Origin of the sequence: Gracilimonas mengyeensis, assembly GCF_900182705.1 — a bacterium.
Taxonomy (GTDB): domain Bacteria; phylum Bacteroidota; class Rhodothermia; order Balneolales; family Balneolaceae; genus Gracilimonas; species Gracilimonas mengyeensis.
In genome coordinates this window covers 92,045-108,210 of the sequence record NZ_FXTP01000011.1, presented here as the reverse complement: position 1 = coordinate 108,210, position 16,166 = coordinate 92,045, and the positions used below count along the sequence as shown (strand labels likewise).

General features: G+C 44.4%; 17 protein-coding genes. 8 read left to right on the top strand and 9 right to left on the bottom strand.

What is annotated here, in order from left to right; translation table 11 throughout:
* Positions 1-3 precede the first annotated feature (3 nt).
* From FN815_RS13035 to FN815_RS13025, 3 genes are read left to right on the top strand one after another with little or no spacing between them, the layout of a single operon-like run.
* Positions 4-747 carry an ABC transporter ATP-binding protein gene (locus FN815_RS13035; protein WP_142455086.1) on the top strand — a complete coding sequence of 248 codons (744 nt, stop codon included), beginning with the start codon at positions 4-6 and terminating at the stop codon, positions 745-747.
* Entirely contained in the window at positions 744-1,859 is a 1,116-nt protein-coding gene (locus tag FN815_RS13030) for an ABC transporter permease (protein ID WP_142455085.1), read from the top strand. The genes FN815_RS13035 and FN815_RS13030 overlap by 4 nt, the downstream gene beginning before the upstream one ends.
* A complete protein-coding gene (locus FN815_RS13025; RefSeq protein WP_142455084.1) occupies positions 1,856-2,986 on the top strand; it encodes an ABC transporter permease in 1,131 nt (376 codons plus the stop codon). Before FN815_RS13030 ends, FN815_RS13025 begins: the two co-directional genes overlap by 4 nt.
* A gap of 278 nt (positions 2,987-3,264) precedes the next feature.
* Here the strand turns inward: FN815_RS13025 and FN815_RS13020 are convergent, their stop codons facing one another.
* Both FN815_RS13020 and FN815_RS13015 read right to left on the bottom strand, forming a co-directional pair.
* Positions 3,265-4,461 (bottom strand): GAF domain-containing sensor histidine kinase, encoded by a 1,197-nt coding sequence (locus FN815_RS13020; RefSeq protein ID WP_246075284.1) that lies wholly within the window; start codon positions 4,459-4,461, stop codon positions 3,265-3,267.
* Positions 4,462-4,512: 51 nt separating this feature from the next.
* Entirely contained in the window at positions 4,513-5,193 is a 681-nt protein-coding gene (locus FN815_RS13015; protein ID WP_142455082.1) for a hypothetical protein, read from the bottom strand.
* Positions 5,194-5,425: 232 nt separating this feature from the next.
* Here FN815_RS13015 and FN815_RS13010 point away from each other — a divergent pair, with 232 nt between their 5' ends.
* Together FN815_RS13010 and FN815_RS13005 are read left to right on the top strand one after the other, a co-directional pair.
* A complete protein-coding gene (locus FN815_RS13010) occupies positions 5,426-5,959 on the top strand; it encodes an REP-associated tyrosine transposase (RefSeq protein WP_142455081.1) in 534 nt (177 codons plus the stop codon).
* Positions 5,960-6,343: 384 nt separating this feature from the next.
* Positions 6,344-8,122: a DEAD/DEAH box helicase gene (locus FN815_RS13005; RefSeq protein ID WP_142455080.1), complete on the top strand. Its 1,779-nt coding sequence runs from the start codon at positions 6,344-6,346 to the stop codon at positions 8,120-8,122.
* 137 nt (positions 8,123-8,259) lie between these two features.
* Here the strand turns inward: FN815_RS13005 and FN815_RS13000 are convergent, their stop codons facing one another.
* Positions 8,260-8,586, bottom strand: coding sequence for a nucleotidyltransferase family protein (locus FN815_RS13000; protein ID WP_142455079.1), 327 nt, complete (start codon positions 8,584-8,586; stop codon positions 8,260-8,262).
* Between the two features lie 881 nt (positions 8,587-9,467).
* Here FN815_RS13000 and FN815_RS12995 point away from each other — a divergent pair.
* The gene (locus tag FN815_RS12995) at positions 9,468-10,022 is read left to right on the top strand and encodes a GIN domain-containing protein (protein WP_142455078.1); all 555 of its coding nucleotides are present in this window, start codon (positions 9,468-9,470) and stop codon (positions 10,020-10,022) included.
* Between the two features lie 199 nt (positions 10,023-10,221).
* Here the strand turns inward: FN815_RS12995 and hisI are convergent, their stop codons facing one another.
* The 5 genes from hisI to folE form a co-directional block, all read right to left on the bottom strand.
* Complete coding sequence (gene hisI, locus FN815_RS12990; RefSeq protein ID WP_142455077.1) at positions 10,222-10,704, bottom strand: phosphoribosyl-AMP cyclohydrolase; 483 nt, start codon at positions 10,702-10,704, stop codon at positions 10,222-10,224.
* A 259-nt stretch (positions 10,705-10,963) separates the two neighbouring features.
* Complete coding sequence (locus FN815_RS12985) at positions 10,964-11,341, bottom strand: GxxExxY protein (protein WP_142455076.1); 378 nt, start codon at positions 11,339-11,341, stop codon at positions 10,964-10,966.
* 97 nt (positions 11,342-11,438) lie between these two features.
* Positions 11,439-11,756 (bottom strand): membrane protein insertion efficiency factor YidD, encoded by a 318-nt coding sequence (gene yidD, locus FN815_RS12980; RefSeq protein WP_142455075.1) that lies wholly within the window; start codon positions 11,754-11,756, stop codon positions 11,439-11,441.
* Positions 11,753-13,213, bottom strand: a complete 1,461-nt coding sequence (gene cysS, locus FN815_RS12975; protein WP_142455074.1) for a cysteine--tRNA ligase — start codon at positions 13,211-13,213, stop codon at positions 11,753-11,755. The genes yidD and cysS overlap by 4 nt, the downstream gene beginning before the upstream one ends.
* A gap of 5 nt (positions 13,214-13,218) precedes the next feature.
* Positions 13,219-13,905 (bottom strand): GTP cyclohydrolase I FolE, encoded by a 687-nt coding sequence (folE, locus tag FN815_RS12970; protein ID WP_142455073.1) that lies wholly within the window; start codon positions 13,903-13,905, stop codon positions 13,219-13,221.
* A gap of 282 nt (positions 13,906-14,187) precedes the next feature.
* On the opposite strand from folE, the gene FN815_RS12965 reads away from it, so the two are divergent.
* On the top strand, positions 14,188-14,502 hold the full coding sequence (locus FN815_RS12965) for a Dabb family protein (RefSeq protein ID WP_142455072.1): 315 nt from the start codon (positions 14,188-14,190) through the stop codon (positions 14,500-14,502).
* Between the two features lie 41 nt (positions 14,503-14,543).
* Entirely contained in the window at positions 14,544-14,831 is a 288-nt protein-coding gene (locus FN815_RS12960; RefSeq protein WP_142455071.1) for a Smr/MutS family protein, read from the top strand.
* A gap of 441 nt (positions 14,832-15,272) precedes the next feature.
* Here the strand turns inward: FN815_RS12960 and FN815_RS12955 are convergent, their stop codons facing one another.
* Positions 15,273-16,139, bottom strand: a complete 867-nt coding sequence (locus FN815_RS12955) for a hydroxypyruvate isomerase family protein (protein WP_142455070.1) — start codon at positions 16,137-16,139, stop codon at positions 15,273-15,275.
* Positions 16,140-16,166 lie beyond the last annotated feature (27 nt).

The window sequence follows — 16,166 nt, the reverse complement described above, 5'->3', positions numbered from 1 at the left end:
GACATGTATGATGTAGCTATTAAAACAGAAGGACTGACCCGCAGGTTTGGTGACTTTACGGCCGTGGATCAGATCTCATTTGAAGTGAAGAAAGGGGAGATCTTTGGCTTCCTTGGGGCCAACGGGGCCGGCAAGACCACCGCCATGCGCATGCTTACAGGGTTACTTATGCCTACGGAAGGTCAGGCTGAAGTAGCCGGCTTTGATGTGTATAAACAAGCCGAATCCATCAAAAAAAGCATTGGGTACATGAGCCAGAAGTTTTCGCTTTATAATGATCTGACTGCTGAAGAGAATATTCGATTTTATGGTGGAGTTTATGGTATAGGGCGCAATGAGTTACCGCAAAAAACTGATGAAGTTATTGATTCAGTAGGATTGCAATCAGTTCGCAAGAAACCGGTGGAATCACTGCCCCTGGGATGGAAGCAAAAGCTGGCTTTTTCAATTTCCATCCTGCACCAGCCCAAAGTAGTGTTTCTGGATGAACCCACCGGAGGCGTAGATCCGGTCATCCGCAGGCAGTTTTGGGAAAAGATCTATGAAATCGCTGACCGCGGCATCACGGTATTTGTAACCACACACTACATGGACGAGGCCGAATACTGCGACCGGGTATCTATCATGGTGGATGGGAAGATAGAGGCACTGGACACGCCCAAGGGGCTCAAGCAGTCGTTTTCGTGTGATAGCATAGAAGAGGTATTTATTCAACTGGCCCGCTCGGCCGAAAGAGGACAAGGATGAACACGTTTAAAGGATTCGTTATCAAGGAGTTCAAACAGATTTATCGTGACAAACGCACGCTCCTGGTGTTGTTTGGCATGCCGGTGATCATGATGGTGCTGTTTGGGTTTGCTATCCGGAATGAAATTAGTGATGCTCAGATTGGAGTGCTGGATTTTTCCAGGGATGATGTTACCCAAACCTTAACGCATAAACTTCAAGCGTCCAAGTCATTTACGGTAAATGCCTGGCTGGAAAGTTATGAGGAAGTTGAGGATTTATTCAGGCAGGGTAACATCAAAGAGATTGTGGTATTTGAACAGAATTTTGCCGAAAAATTAGAGCGTGAGGGAGTGGCCGACATCCAGGTTATAACCGACGCTACTGATCCCAACCTGGCTAAATTGGTGCAGGCATATACGGGCAGTATTGTCAGGGATTATGTGGCCGATTTGAATGCTGAAAATGGGATTGAAATACAGCAAGCCGGCCTTCAACCCGAAGTACGTATGATGTACAATCCCGAGTTGCGCAGTGTAAACCTGTTTGTGCCGGGGCTCATTGCTATTATTTTGATGCTGATCTCCGCACTTATGACTTCCATTTCTATCACAAGGGAAAAGGAGATGGGGAATATGGAAATCCTGTTGGTATCGCCCTTAAAACCCTATCATATCATCATAGGTAAGGTGCTGCCGTACATGGTTTTATCTATTGTGAACGTGCTCACTATTTTGCTGTTGGCACGGTTTGTATTTGAGGTGCCATTCCGGGGTTCTAACTTGTTCTTTTTCTTAGAGGCAGGACTTTTCATCATGACCGCCCTGGCGCTTGGCGTATTCATTTCATCCGCAGCCAATAATCAGCAGACGGCCATGATGGTTTCTCTGGCCGGATTGCTGCTTCCCACGGTGCTGTTATCTGGCTTTATCTTTCCGGTTTCCAGTATGCCGGAGGTGCTGCAATGGGTATCGCACTTTATTCCGGCCAAGTGGTTTTTGGTGATTGTGCGGGGCATCATGCTGAAAGGCTCCGACCTGATGCTGGTTTGGAAAGAGACGCTCATTCTTGGGGTGATGACGGCCGGGTTCATCGGACTAAGCCTGAAAAAATTTAATGTGAGGTTACAATGAATACCATTCGATTTTTACTGGAAAAAGAATTTCTGCAGATTTTCAGAAACAAGTCTATGCTGCCCATTTTGTTCCTGATGCCGGTGGTGCAGCTGCTGGTACTTTCCTTCGCGGCCACCTATGAATTGAAGGAAGTAGATTTTGTGATGGTTGACCAGGATCGTTCGGAAGTATCGCGACAGCTGGCCGCCGAGTTTCAGTCGACCGGTTATTTTACTTTGCATGATGTGGTGTCTAATATGGAAGAAGCGAAGCAGATGATGGATGCCGGAAAAGTAGGGATGATCATGCATTTGCCACCCGGACTTTCCTCCGATTTTTATAGCGGACAACATGCTTCCATCCAGCTGTCGGTGGATGCTGTAGATGGGACCCAGGCCGGGCTGATTCAATCCTATTCCGCTTCCATTATCAATGATTTCAACCAGCAACACCGGGCGGATTTAGAAATGAGCCTGCCTAATAAACCGGTTCATCAAGCCAAGACCATTAACCTGGTACCGCAGAATTGGTACAACCCCGAGTTGGATTATATCACCTTTATGGTGCCTGGAATTCTGGTAGTACTGGTGTCGATGATCGGCTTATTTCTTTCGGGGATGAATATTGTGCGCGAGCAGGAGATCGGAACCATTGAGCAACTGAATGTAACGCCCATCACCAAAACCCAGTTTATGATTGGCAAGCTGTTGCCCTTTTGGGTGATCGGCATGTTTGATTTGTTGATTGGATTAGCCCTGGCCCGATATGGGTTTGACATTCCTTTCCTTGGGAGTCTGGCAACCATCCTGGTGGTGGCAGGTATTTTCCTGATTGTGGTGCAGGCACTGGGACTATTTATTTCTACCGTTACCGGAACGCAGCAGCAGGCAATGTTTATCGCCTGGTTTATGATGGTGATTTTTATTTTGCTGGGTGGCTTGTTTACGCCCATTGAAAGCATGCCGGGCTGGGCGCAGGATCTCACGCTGGCAAACCCCGTGGCTTATTTCATCAGGATAATGCGGATGGTACTGCTTAAAGGAGCCGGCTGGGAGGAAATTGCCTGGATGGTGCTGGTGCTGTCCGGTTTTGCTTCGTTGCTGCTACTACTGTCCATCAATCGCTATAAGAAAACAGCAGGATGAGAAGGGGAATATCGATAATTGAACAGAGAATTTTGAATGCAGAATTGAGTGGCGTACCTACGGCACGCACTGTTTCTGGATTACATTTTTCAACCAATATTTAGCCCCTACGGCAGGTTCTGGATGCTTTCTATCGCATTAGGCTCATGGCAACTGTTATCTGAAATGATCAGAATGAAATGCTCCGTAGGAGCTACCTATCGGTAGAAAAAGAAATTGCCAGAGGAAACCCCGCGCCGTAGGTTCGAAATATGAAAATGGGAGGGAAAATCGCCTTATTAATCCACCGGAATCTCTACGGTCATTTTGGAGCCTTTGCCTTCTACCGACTCGACTACCAGACTACCATGCATGCTCTCCGTAAGGTGACGGGCCAGCTGGAAACCAAATCCATAACCTCTTTCATTACTGGTTCCCGCTGTACTCTTAGCCTGATCTGAAGTGATTTCTTTAATTTTTTCAGGATTCATTCCAACACCCGTATCCTCAACTGTTGCAGTCAGGGAAACGGTTTCGTCTTCTTGCTTAATACTAAGATGTACATTCACGTGCCCATCTTTTGGGGTGAACTTAATGGCATTGGTGATGAGGTTACCCAGGATTTGAAGCAGTTTGTATTTTGGAAACTGAGCTTTCTGGTATTTTTCACCCGTCTCAACACTAAAGTTAATGTCTTTGCTTAAAGCCTGGGGCTGATATAAATCCATCAGCTTGCCTTGCAAAATTGGTAGCGTAAATTGATGGTCCGGTACTTCTGATTCATCTTCGTAATCAGAAAGTATATCGTTGGCTAAATCCAAAACGGACCGACCGCCACGGTTGATCAGTTCCAGCAGCTTCATGAAATCGTCCATCTTCTGTTCTTTAGCCTGACCTTTCAGGATTTCGGCAATGCCGATAATTCCTCCCAAAGGGCCCCGGATATCATGACTCACCTTCCGCTGAATTTCTTTTAATTCATCCATGTTATTCCGCATCAGCTTTAGCTTATGCTCATATTCAATGCGTGTGATAACCTCATTACCGATAATTCGCAGGAATTCCTGCTTCTCTGGGGATAGTTCCCGGATGTCGGTATCCAGTACACACATGGCCCCGATATTGTAGCCATCAGGTGTTGTAAGTGGTACGCCATAATAATATCGGATGCTGGGGTCTTCCAAAACATAGTCTTTATCCTTAAAACGATCGTCTTCCGTCATGTTTTTTACTTCAAGAGGAGTACTTTGCAGCACTACATATTGGCAGGCCGTATCTTCACGGGGCGTTTGTTTCACATCCAAGCCAAAATTAGATACGGTCCATTGGGTATTGGCACCCAGCAGGTTTACCAATGATATGGGGGTGCCGGCAACATAAGCGGCTAACCGGGTAAGGTCATCCAGTTTCTTATGCATTTCGGAATAGTCAATATCATATTCTGCCAGTTTTTGCAGACGTTCGAATTCATTTTCTGGAATGGGGGAAGAAGACATAAATATATCTTTCTAATGGATAAAAAAGTTTGATATTTCAGCACTCAGCACTTAGAATTCAATCACATCTCTTAACTCAAAATAATCCTCTTGCTGCCAATCAGTATTTATAAGGATACCACCAGCCAAAAGCAGCTTTTTATCTCCCAGTGTTTCTTTCATATTTGTAATGATGTCGTTTAACTCTCTTTTGATCTGAGTGTAGGCAATCTCGGTAGCTTCGATAATAGGGTCATCGGCTTCCTTTAGCTCTGCATGCTTTTCAATCAGCATTTTACTTACTTGTGTTTGTTGATAGTCGGAATGATCCTCAACGGGGACGCTTCCTGATTCTACTGTTTGCAATCCGGCCGCCAGAGATCCACAACATCCGGTGATATCAGCTTGACCTTCACGTTTCACTTTACCCACGGTTCCATCTGCTGAAATACCAATGTGAGGGCCAAATAGGATGAGCGCTCCGCCATCATCGGGGATGTGACTTGCAAAAGCAGCAAAGCCCGTTTTGCCAGTAAAAGGTAGGCCGGAAATCCCTCCAAAAAAGAAAGGGCCGGGTGCCTTAAAGTGTGTTCCAAGCGAGAGAAAGCTGTTGTTGACTTCATCGCTGCAAATGGAGGTGCCCCAGATGCAGTTAGCTGGACTCATGTCGTGCTTTTTCAATTCATCCAGAATAGTTTTCTCGGTTTGGGATAGTGACTTTGCGTCAGAGTAGATGTTGTTTATGTATTCCATTTTTATAGAGCTAAATTTAATTTTTGGTCAAATCTAACCATATAAACGCAATTTTTTGAAAATAAATCCCGGTTTTTGGATGATATGCTTAATTCTTGTTGGTGCTCGTTACGAAGGTCCACCTTCGTAACGCAGTCCGGGAAGCTCCAGCTTCCCGTGTAATCATTAGATTATTCAAAATAAAAATGTAAGGAATCCCAATCTCATCGCTCTAACTAATAAAAAAATTACGATGGGACGAAGTAGATACAAACAATATGAAACCTGCTATCCATATCTGATTACCAGCAGTATAGTGCATGGATTGCCGCTTTTTGCTAAACCTGAAATAGCAAGTTATTTGATAGATACGATAATGTATCTTCAGTCAGAATCAGATTTAAAAGTACAGGCATGGTGTATTATGGAGAATCATTTCCATATGATTGCAGTGCATGAAAACTTGGGTAAATGTATGCAAAGCTTAAAATCATATACGGCTAAGCGTACCGTGGAGTACTTAAAGCTTAAGAACAATCAACTCTATTTGAAGCAACTTGCTTTTTCGAGAAAAAGAGGAAAGAAGGAATCTGCGTATCAAGTTTGGGAGGAGGGCTTTCATCCGAAACAGATATTTTCGGATGAGATGCTACATCAGAAGATAAATTATGTGCATTTTAATCCAGTTAAAAGAGGTTATGTGGATAAGCCTGAACATTGGCGATATTCTTCTGCGAGAGATTATCTGGGAGATAGCGGGTTACTTCCTATTCATAGGATTGATTGACTGGAAGCTGGAGCTTCCGGGACTGCATTACGAAGCCGGAGCTTCGTAACGAGTACTAACACTCCCCCCGGTAGATTCATAACCAGTACCAACTCACCATATCACGTATTCACTATATTACCTATCACCCCAATAGAAAATAATTTCACCGCAATCTCATACCTGATATTTTTTATGCGTACCTTAGGGGCTTATTGAAAATCCGTGAGTTCGCGATAAGACTGGAATACCAAAACTTTTCAGGTTTATAGAACCTTGCTGGCCTTTGTAAATCAAGCAGTCGCGCTTGACCTCTTGTCCATAGCTCACCTCAAACCACATTCCGGACAAGAAGCAGTACAGCACAAATTTCTATACGGGATCATAACGTTTTAAAAATACTATATGTCAACCTTTCAAGAACTGGGTTTATCACCCGAGATATGTCAAGCTGTTGAAGATCTTGGCTTTGAAACCCCCACTGAAGTACAGGAAAGAGCGATTCCGACCATCCTGGCTTCTCAACGAGATCTGATCGCCCTGGCCCAAACCGGGACCGGTAAAACCGGCGCCTTCGGGATGCCCGTACTGCAGCAAGTAGATCCCAATTCAAATAATGTACAGGTTTTGGTGCTGTCACCTACACGTGAGCTGGCCATTCAGATTGCCAAAGACCTGAAAGCTTTTGCCAAGCATCAAAAAGGCATTAAAACAGTAGCCGTCTATGGCGGTGCCAACATCTCCACCCAAATTCGTGCGCTCAACAACGGCGTGCAGGTGGTAATTGGAACACCCGGCCGTATGCTGGATTTGATTCGCCGCGGCAAGCTGGACGTGACCAACGTTCGTTCTCTGGTTCTGGATGAAGCCGATGAAATGCTGAATATGGGATTCCAGGAAGACCTGGATGCTATTCTGCATGATACCCCCAAAGAGAAGCAGACGCTGTTGTTTTCGGCCACGATGCCGAACCAGATTTCTAAGATGGCGCATAAGTACATGAACAATCCGGAAGAGATTCAGGTGAACGCCAGAAACTCCGGTGCCCTGAATGTGGAACATCACTATTATATGGTGCATGCCAGAGACCGCTATGAAGCCCTGAAGCGTATCGCCGATGTAAATCCTGATATCTATGGGATCATTTTTTGCCGTACACGTCGCGAGACCTCCGAAGTAGCCTCAAAGCTATCTAAAGAAGGCTACAATGCTGACTTGCTGAATGGGGACCTTTCCCAAAACCAGCGTGATGAGGTAATGGATCGCTTCCGCAGTAAAGAACTGCAATTGTTAGTAGCTACCGATGTAGCTGCCCGTGGTTTGGATGTAGACAACCTGACCCATGTGATCAATTACAACTTACCTGATGACCTGGAAGTGTATATTCACCGTAGTGGCCGTACCGGCCGTGCAGGCAACAGCGGAATTGCTGTTTCTATCATTCACACCCGTGAGATGGGAAGAATCCGTGCATTAGAGAAAATGTCGGGTAAAGATTTCATTAAGCAGGAAGTACCGAGCGGTGAAGAAATTTGCGGCGTTCGCATGATGGACATGGTGGAAAAACTGCGAACCACCGAAGTGAACGAGAAGCAGATTGAGAAATACCTGCCGGAAGTTTATGAGCGATTGGCTGATTTAGGCTGGCAGGAACTTATTCAGCATTTTGTATCCATGGAATTCAACCAGATTCTGGAGTATTACCAGCAAGCCGGCGATATCAATGCCTCAGGCAGAGGGAAGAAGAACAAGAACAATTCATCCCGCAAAAATAAAAACAACCGGAACTCGGGCGGCAATCCTCGAAGAGCAGAAGAAGGCTACACGCGTTATTTCCTGAATGTGGGTCAACGTGATGGACTGAACCCGGCCCGACTAATGGGTGTGGTAAACGAGCAGATGAATGGCAAAAAGCCAGACTTTGGTAAAATTGATATCCAAACCAATTTCTCTTTCTTTGAAGTAGAAGAAGGCTTTGATACAAAATTGTTTGATGCCATGAACGGTTCCAAGTTTGAAGGCCGCTCCATAAATGTTGAACTGGCTAAACCCGACACCAATGGCTCTTCCGGAGGCGGATCTACCTCATCCAACAAAGGAAAACGTAACTCCGGCGGTTCATCCCGCAAAAAAGCCAAAGGCGGACGTATTAAGAAGAAGAGAAGTCCTGAGGTGTATGCTTAGCAGATTGGTTCCAACGCAGAGCGTATGGAACCAGGTGGCGTAAATCAATTAACTTAACTTAGTAAATACCGGCTCCAGCGCTCTGCGTTGGAGTGAATAGAGTGTAAGCCCAAGATCAGTAATGGTTTTGGGCTTTTTTATTTTTGATATGCTCTATGTTCTGAAACTATTTCTTCCCACTCTCTACCTTCTTTTTTAATAATGGATTTAAAGATTTCATCAACCTTAGTCAGATCCACTAAATCTACAGAAAAGGGGAGGTCGCTTTCGATGAAGTCTTGCTTGGCATCAGCAATATCCATGGAAGACAACGTATTGTGGCGGTCTTCAATAGCTAAATCAAGATCTGAAAACGTACTATTTGTACCCGCAGCCCTTGACCCAAACACCAGGATTCGGGCATCTGGAAAGTGTTTATTCAGAATCTGATCAATGATGCGGATATGCTTATTGCTGATATTCATGATAGTTGATTCTTGAGGTTTTGAAGTAAATCTGAGGCATCATCTATAGAAAACCTATTGTTGTGTCAATAATACTTTGTAGGATTGATATCAGCGAACGACCTACCGCTGCCTCCTTTGAATAAAAAAAGTGATAAGAGGCACACCATTCATCACTCCGTTTCTCATCTTTATAACTATCCAAAACGAGTATGCGTGAAACGAAAAGATGGATTTGAGGCTTTAGCGCCATCATTCGGCTCAGCCGGAAAAGACACAAAATGAATCCTTAAAAAATGAGCCGGGTGATGGAAGCGGGCCAAGGACTTCTTTATTGTTCAAGTCCACAATTGCTCTTTGACACAATATCAATGTTTACACGTTGGTTAAAAATCTAAATGTACAAATACCACCTAAAGGTTCCAACGGGGAAGCTTATGGGTCTTCCTAAATAACCCTGCAAATCCTGGTTAAATATTTTGACGGAGGATAGAATATGCACTTGAACTTTGGCTACTAGAAATTGCCTTTCACAAACCTTTCCCGCTCCATTCACTCTCAAAATCGCCTCTCAGCGCCGTCAGGCCATTTTTTGGAAACGCTCTCAAAAGCGATTCCAAAAACAAAGTCAATGTTAAATATTTGTAAACAACTGATTAATCTACCCTTGTGGGAACGCTTTTCCATGGAACTAAGGGGTTATAGGCGTTCCTCAAATAGCCTATAGACGCCATCTATCGGCTAAAAACTGCTTTCTGTTGAAAAGGTGGATAACTTTGTGTCAGCAATTACTGCGATGAACAAAACGAAAAGTCAACAACATAAAATCAATAGAGAGTACCGTGATTAATCATAAGTATTTCACGACTCCAACAAATACTCACTTACTTAATCATAGAAAAATGAAAGCTACCATAATTAAATTAACCACCGTATTTGCACTTATATTTGGGTTAACTACTACAATAAATGCCCAGGAAGGACCACAAACACACCTTCAATCTCATGATCTAACCACATTCGATCAAGTACGGTTAGATGTGAATGCTCCAGTTATCTTACTTAAGAGCTCCAGAAACAGAATCACACTGTCTGGCGACTCTGCTTACGTATTCAATCCAAATGTTAGATTGAAGAGTGGTGTGTTGGTTTTTGATCACCTGGAATCTGATAAATATAACCTTAACCAGGTGGTAATTGAATACACGGATGTTAACCGTGTGATTACCAATGGTACCGGTGAATATTATTTCCATAAGATGGATGCCGACAAGATCGAGATTTTTAACAACTCTGCAAAACTTACGCTGAACGGTAAAGCAAATGAAATCAGCATCTACTCTCAAAAAGGGAACGTAGACGTGACTGAACTGAAGGCCAAAAAACTGAGAAGCAAAATGGGTGAATCTGCTACACTCTTAGTGCCTGAAGAGATTTATACCGTACGAGCTGAATAATTTAATAAAGCTTACTATCACTCATTGACTATAATCAAAAATCCCCTCTCTACCAGGAGGGGATTTTTTTATATGGATATAAGGTATCAAAATTAAAACCCCGATCTTTAAAAAGAACAGGGCTATTAGTACGATATAAATGAATTAAGGGGAAGAAGAACACAAATCAGTGAAATCCCTCAATCCGCTCAATCTGCGATCACAGTTTAGTAGGATTAGGCGCATCTCCATACACTTCTTTGGGATCGAATACTTTTTCGTCTTCCTCAAAATTCAGCTCGCCTTCTTTTTCTTCAAAATTCTCGCCTGTAGGCACGCTGCGATAGAAGCAAGACCGGTAACCGACGTGACAGCTGGCACCGTTCCCTTGCACCTCTACACGGAGCCATACGCAATCCTGATCGTCATCAATACGCATTTCTTTAACGGTTTGAACCAGTCCGCTGGTAGCACCTTTATGCCATAGGGTTTCACGGCTGCGGCTGTAATACACGGCTTCTCCCAATTCAATGGTTTTCTTCAGGGCTTCTTCGTTCATGTAGCCGTGCATCAGAAGTTCACCTGATTCATAGTCTGTGGTAACTACGGGAATCAGCCCATTTTCCTGAAATTTTGGAGCCAGGTCGGTTCCTTCTTCAACTTGTTCTACAGTCAGTCTTTTTTTAAATGTGATGTCGCTCATGGATTTATATTAGTAGGTCAGTGATATTCATGTAATTGATGGGTTCCAACGCAGAGCGTATGGAACCAGTTTGTATGTGTAATATTGTTAGAAAATTATGGTCATCCAAGCAGACTCGCTCCACACGCTCTGCGTTGGAGCGAATAGTCCAATAACCAAAATTCGTCAGGCAGACTTAGAGCTGCCAGACGAATCTGTATTTCCTTTGCTACAATATAATGGAACGCGGATGACGCCGATCTTGCGGATGGTCACCGAGTTAATATGTTGGTCTGTTTGAAAATACTTTACGTCTGAATTCAGGTTTTCTTCCAAAGTTAAAAAGCAGCCCAACCTCAATATCGGTTGCTTTAAGATAATTAATCAATTGATATTCATGTTCCTTATCAAGCTTGCGGACAGTCTTAAGTTCGAGTATTACTTTATTTTCAACTAAAATATCCGCAAAATATTCACCAACATTTTGATCTCTGTATGAAACTGAAATTGGAAATTGACGGACAGCTTTTAATCCAATTCTTTTAAGTTCAATTAACATAGCTTTCTCATAGACATTCTCAAGAAAGCCATACCCTAACCGGTTATACACTGAATAGAAGCATTCAATAATTTTCTCCGTCAGTTCTTCGTGTTTCATTTATAAACCTTTTCAATCCTGCGATGATCTGCCCGATCCGCGTTATCCGTGTTCTATTCCTTCATAACTATCAAATATTCACCAGCCTAAAGAATCATCAAGAGGACTTAGAGTCGTCGGGCGAATCCTCCTTACGTTCTGAGTTCAATGTTGAATGTTCATTATTCGATATTCTCGATGTTTTCCTCGGCACCGGATCATATCCATCGCCGCCCCAGGGATGACATCGCCCGATGCGTTTGATGCCCAGCCAGAAGCCTTTCAAAGGGCCCCATTCATTTACCGCCTCAATCATGTATTGGGAACAAGTGGGGGAGTACCGGCAGCTCTTACCCAGCCAGGGCGAAATGGCCAGCTGATAGAAGCGGACAAGGCCTACAATCAGCTTGCTGAATATGAGCTTTAGCCATTTCATTTCTCAATCTCGAAGGAAGTACCTTCTTTGCCATCCATCAATTGCACGCCCAACTCTTTCAGATCATCCCGGATTTTATCCGAGAGCTCAAAATTTTTGTTGCTGCGGGCATCCTTACGGATTTCAATTAAAAGCTCAATCAAGCCCTTGGTCAGTTCCTCGTTTCCGCCGGACTCCTGTGGCCAGATACCGAGTACGCCATCCACAAAATCATGGAGAAATTCCTTGATGGCATCCAGGTTGGAAGGCGCGTTTTTATCATTGATTCGCTTCCTGATTTCCTTGAGCTGCTCAAACAACGTAGCAATAGCCTGGGCTGAGTTAAAATCATCGTTCATGGATTTTTCAACCGATGACTTCAAGCTTTCCAGATCAAATGCTTCACCAGATCCGGCTTCGGCATTATCAATCGTGTTGATCATAGAATGCAGATTCTTCAGGCCAGTTTCGGCGCCACCAAGGGCTTCTTCAGAAAAATCGGTGGTGCTGCGGTAATGACTTTGCAGCAGGAAGAATCGAATTACTTCCGGCGGCCAGGCACGGGTCAGTAATTTGTGATCACCGGTAAAAAACTCATGCAGGTTAATCGCGTTACCCAGCGATTTGCCCATTTTCTGGCCTTCAAGCGTCACCATATTGTTGTGCAGCCAGTACTTTACAAAATCCTTATCATGGGCACATTCTGCCTGGGCAATTTCACACTCGTGATGCGGAAACTGGTTTTCGAGTCCGCCTCCGTGGATATCAAAACTCTCGCCCAAATATTTGGTGCTCATGGCCGAACACTCAATGTGCCAGCCGGGATAGCCCACGCCCCAGGGCGAGTCCCATTTCATAATGTGGCCATCATCGGCTTTTTTCCATAAGGCAAAATCTTCCGGGTTTCGCTTGTCGGAGGCCGTTTCCACACGGGTGCCGGATTCAGCATCTTCGGTACTGCGTCCGCTAAGCTTACCATATTCTTTATCCGACGACACATCAAAATATACGTTGCCATCTACTTCATAAGCATGACCGTTTTCGATCAACTTTTTCACCATGACAATTTGCTCGGGGATGTGTCCCGATGCACGAGGAGCAATATCCGGGCGGAGCACATTCAGTGCATCCATATCCCGGAAGTAGGTATAGGTGTATTTTTCGGCGATTTCCATGGGCTGCACCTTCTCGATGCGGGCCTGCTTGCTGAGTTTATCTTCGCCTTCTTCAGCATCATCCACCAGGTGTCCCACATCGGTGATATTCTGCACGTACCGCACCTTGTAATCCAGGTAACGGAGGTAGCGCAGAATCACATCAAAAGAAACATAACTTTTGGCATGGCCCAAATGAGCATCTCCATACACTGTTGGCCCGCATACATACATGCCGACGTGCGGTGGATTCAACGGTTCAAATGGTTCCTTGCTTCGGGATAGGGTGTTATAAACGTGTAGTTTGTCGAGTTTCTCAGCCACAGTGGTTAGTCTATCTGAGTGTCGGTTTTGATGTAATCGATGAATTTCTGTTGGGTATCTTCATTCTGAAAAGCTCCGCGATATTCGGCAGTAATCGTAGTACTGCTGTGATCTTTGATGCCTCGGGTTGAAACACAGAGGTGCTTGCTGTCAATAAATACAGCCACGTCTTCTGTTTCCAGAGCACCCTGAAGTTCATCGGCAATTTGTAAGGTAAGCCGTTCCTGAACTTGCGGCCGACGCGAATAGTAATCTACAATGCGGTTGATCTTGGAAAGTCCGATTACTTTTTTGCCGGATGGGATATAAGCAACGTGTGCTTTCCCGATAAAAGGGAGGAAGTGGTGCTCACAAAAAGAGGTCACCTGAATGTTTTTCTCCACCAGCATGCCACTGTAATCGTAGTTGTTGCTAAACTGACGGGCTACCGGTTTGTTTTTGGGATTTAATCCCTCAAAAATTTCTTTAACATACATTTTTGCCACGCGATAGGGGGTGCCTTTCAGGCTGTCGTCTTCCAGGTCCAGGCCCAGGGCTTTCATGATTTCCGCAAAATGCTCCTGTATGATCTCAATTTTTTCCTCATCCGATTTATCGAATGCGTCATCTCTGAGCGGGGTTTGTACAGATGTGCCGATGTGGTCTTCGCCGATTTCCTCGGCCGTGATTTTATCTAAATCCAATGTTTTCACTATTTGTGATTGCGTTTAAATGGGATAATGAGCAGTTACCTGCGCCTCCAAAACAGAACCCTAAAGTTAAGGGTTCCAACTATTAATTGACAGCAAGAGAACAGGATTGGAATATCGAATATTGATTAAAGGAATAACGAATATTGAAGGGAGGTAACAGAACGTAAAGGAATTACGAGTTATAATTTTTTGGGATAGCTAAAGAATGGTACCTTTTCTCAGAACTCAGAACTCAGAACTCAGAACTCAGAACTCAGAACTCAGAACTCAGAACTCAGAATTATGATCAAGCACGTAGTAATGTGGAAGTTGAAAGATATTTCCGAGGGCAAGACCAAAGAAGAAAATGCCGAAACCATGAAAAAGCTGTTGGAAGATTTACCTTCCAAGATTGATGAGTTGCAAAGTGCTGAAGTGGGCATCAACATTTTGGATCGTGATGATGATGCCGTATGCGATTTGGTTCTCACCGTTCAGTGCGAAACCAAAGAAGATCTTCAGGCTTATGCAAAGCACCCCGATCATCAAAAAGTGGTACAGTTTGCCAAGAAAATTGTAACCGAACGCCGCGTAGTAGACTATATCAGTGACCAATAAACAGTTACGAGAAACCAGCATCAAGCATCCAGTAACCAGTCATGGATGAACCCGATCCCATTGAAATACCGATCAACGGTGAGTTGGATTTGCATCTTTTCAACCCAAAGGAGTTGGGGGATTTGATTCCGGACTATATCGAGGCTTGCCTGGAAAAAGAGATTTATTCCATCCGCATCATTCACGGGAAGGGTAAAGGCGTATTACGACGAACCGTTCACAGCTTACTGGATCGCAACCCGCACGTGGTTTCTTACAGCCTGGCTACCGACCGGAGCAGCTGGGGTGCCACAGTGGCGGAACTGAAGAAGGGGCAGGAAACAGAGTGATGAATTTTAAACAGTAGCACCATCATTCGGCTCAGCCAGAATAGGCATAAAATATAAACCTCAAAAGAGCCGGGTGATGGCGCGGGCCAATGGCATTTTATTTTGAGAGTTGAGAGAATAATGGTCGATACTACCTCTACCGCAAGCGTCCGCTTGTAGCTGTCGCAAGAAATTTTGGGCTTAAGCTCTTAAGTCACCGCTCAGTAAACAGGTTTGTTTTTAGTTAAAAAGGTGACTCGCTAAAGATTTAAGAGATCATCAGGTGGGAATCATAATCTCAAATTACCAACTATCCGCAAGATCAGCGTTATTCGCGTTCCATTCTATAAGAGTATTAGGGGCATGCAGGTTGTTATAAAGTGTGGTGGTCCAAGCGGACGCTTGAACCAGTTGAGATTGTTAAGTCGGCAAGAAAAACCCGCACCCCGAAACCCTCAACCCTTAGACATTGCAAATCTCCACGCCCTGTCGAAGCGAAGCAAAATCATCATCGCGTGAGGGAATGAATTCCTGTCCGACAAAACCCTCAAAGCCAGTTTCAGAGATAGCTTCCATGATGGCTTTATAGTTCAATTCCTGGGTGTCATCAATCTCGTTACGGCCGGGCACGCCACCGGTATGATAGTGCCCGATGTAATTGGAATACTTGCGGATGGTCGCAATGATATCTCCTTCCATAATCTGCATGTGATAGATATCGTACAGCAGTTTAAACCGGTCGCTGCCTACTTTATCCACCAACTCAACGCCCCATTCGGTGTGATCACACATGTAATCCGGGTGATCCACTTTGGAGTTTAGCAATTCCATACACACCGTGATGTCATGCTCCTCGGCCAACTTCACTACGGGTTCCAGTCCTTTGGCACAATGTTCCAATCCCACCTGATCATCCATGCCTTCCCGGTTCCCTGAAAAACAGATGATATTGGGTAAACCTGCTTCAGCTGCCTTGGGAATCAAATCCGCATAATCATTCTGAAGTTTTTCGTGGTATTCCAGATTGTTAAATCCTTTGGGAATGTTGTAATCACTGCCGTTGGCCATGGCGCAAGTCAGCCCATATTTCTGGACAACCGGCCACTGATCAGGATTCAGCAATTCTATCGAGTCAATACCGATATTTACTGCCGCTTTGCAAATCGCTTCCAGGCTGTGATCACCATAAGCCCACTCGCACACCGAATGTTTAAACGTTCGCTTTTCTTTTTTTGGTTGATGTGATTTTGCCAAGGTCGGCAAGCCAAACGTTCCGGTTAAGGTAATTCCGGCAAGGCTTTTTAAGGCGTTTCTACGGGTTATTTTCATGCTTTCAGGGAAAAATGGAGAGGTTGG

Bases quoted from the DNA above. Each gene is read 5' to 3' on its own strand.
- FN815_RS13035 (WP_142455086.1), top strand. From the start codon at position 4: ATGTATGATGTAGCTATTAAAACAGAAGGACTGACCCGCAGGTTTGGT.
- FN815_RS13030 (WP_142455085.1), top strand. From the start codon at position 744: ATGAACACGTTTAAAGGATTCGTTATCAAGGAGTTCAAACAGATTTAT.
- FN815_RS13025 (WP_142455084.1), top strand. From the start codon at position 1,856: ATGAATACCATTCGATTTTTACTGGAAAAAGAATTTCTGCAGATTTTC.
- FN815_RS13020 (WP_246075284.1), bottom strand. From the start codon at position 4,461: ATGTCTTCTTCCCCCATTCCAGAAAATGAATTCGAACGTCTGCAAAAA.
- FN815_RS13015 (WP_142455082.1), bottom strand. From the start codon at position 5,193: ATGGAATACATAAACAACATCTACTCTGACGCAAAGTCACTATCCCAA.
- FN815_RS13010 (WP_142455081.1), top strand. From the start codon at position 5,426: ATGGGACGAAGTAGATACAAACAATATGAAACCTGCTATCCATATCTG.
- FN815_RS13005 (WP_142455080.1), top strand. From the start codon at position 6,344: ATGTCAACCTTTCAAGAACTGGGTTTATCACCCGAGATATGTCAAGCT.
- FN815_RS13000 (WP_142455079.1), bottom strand. From the start codon at position 8,586: ATGAATATCAGCAATAAGCATATCCGCATCATTGATCAGATTCTGAAT.
- FN815_RS12995 (WP_142455078.1), top strand. From the start codon at position 9,468: ATGAAAGCTACCATAATTAAATTAACCACCGTATTTGCACTTATATTT.
- hisI (WP_142455077.1), bottom strand. From the start codon at position 10,704: ATGAGCGACATCACATTTAAAAAAAGACTGACTGTAGAACAAGTTGAA.
- FN815_RS12985 (WP_142455076.1), bottom strand. From the start codon at position 11,341: ATGAAACACGAAGAACTGACGGAGAAAATTATTGAATGCTTCTATTCA.
- yidD (WP_142455075.1), bottom strand. From the start codon at position 11,756: ATGAAATGGCTAAAGCTCATATTCAGCAAGCTGATTGTAGGCCTTGTC.
- FN815_RS12965 (WP_142455072.1), top strand. From the start codon at position 14,188: ATGATCAAGCACGTAGTAATGTGGAAGTTGAAAGATATTTCCGAGGGC.
- FN815_RS12960 (WP_142455071.1), top strand. From the start codon at position 14,544: ATGGATGAACCCGATCCCATTGAAATACCGATCAACGGTGAGTTGGAT.
- FN815_RS12955 (WP_142455070.1), bottom strand. From the start codon at position 16,139: ATGAAAATAACCCGTAGAAACGCCTTAAAAAGCCTTGCCGGAATTACC.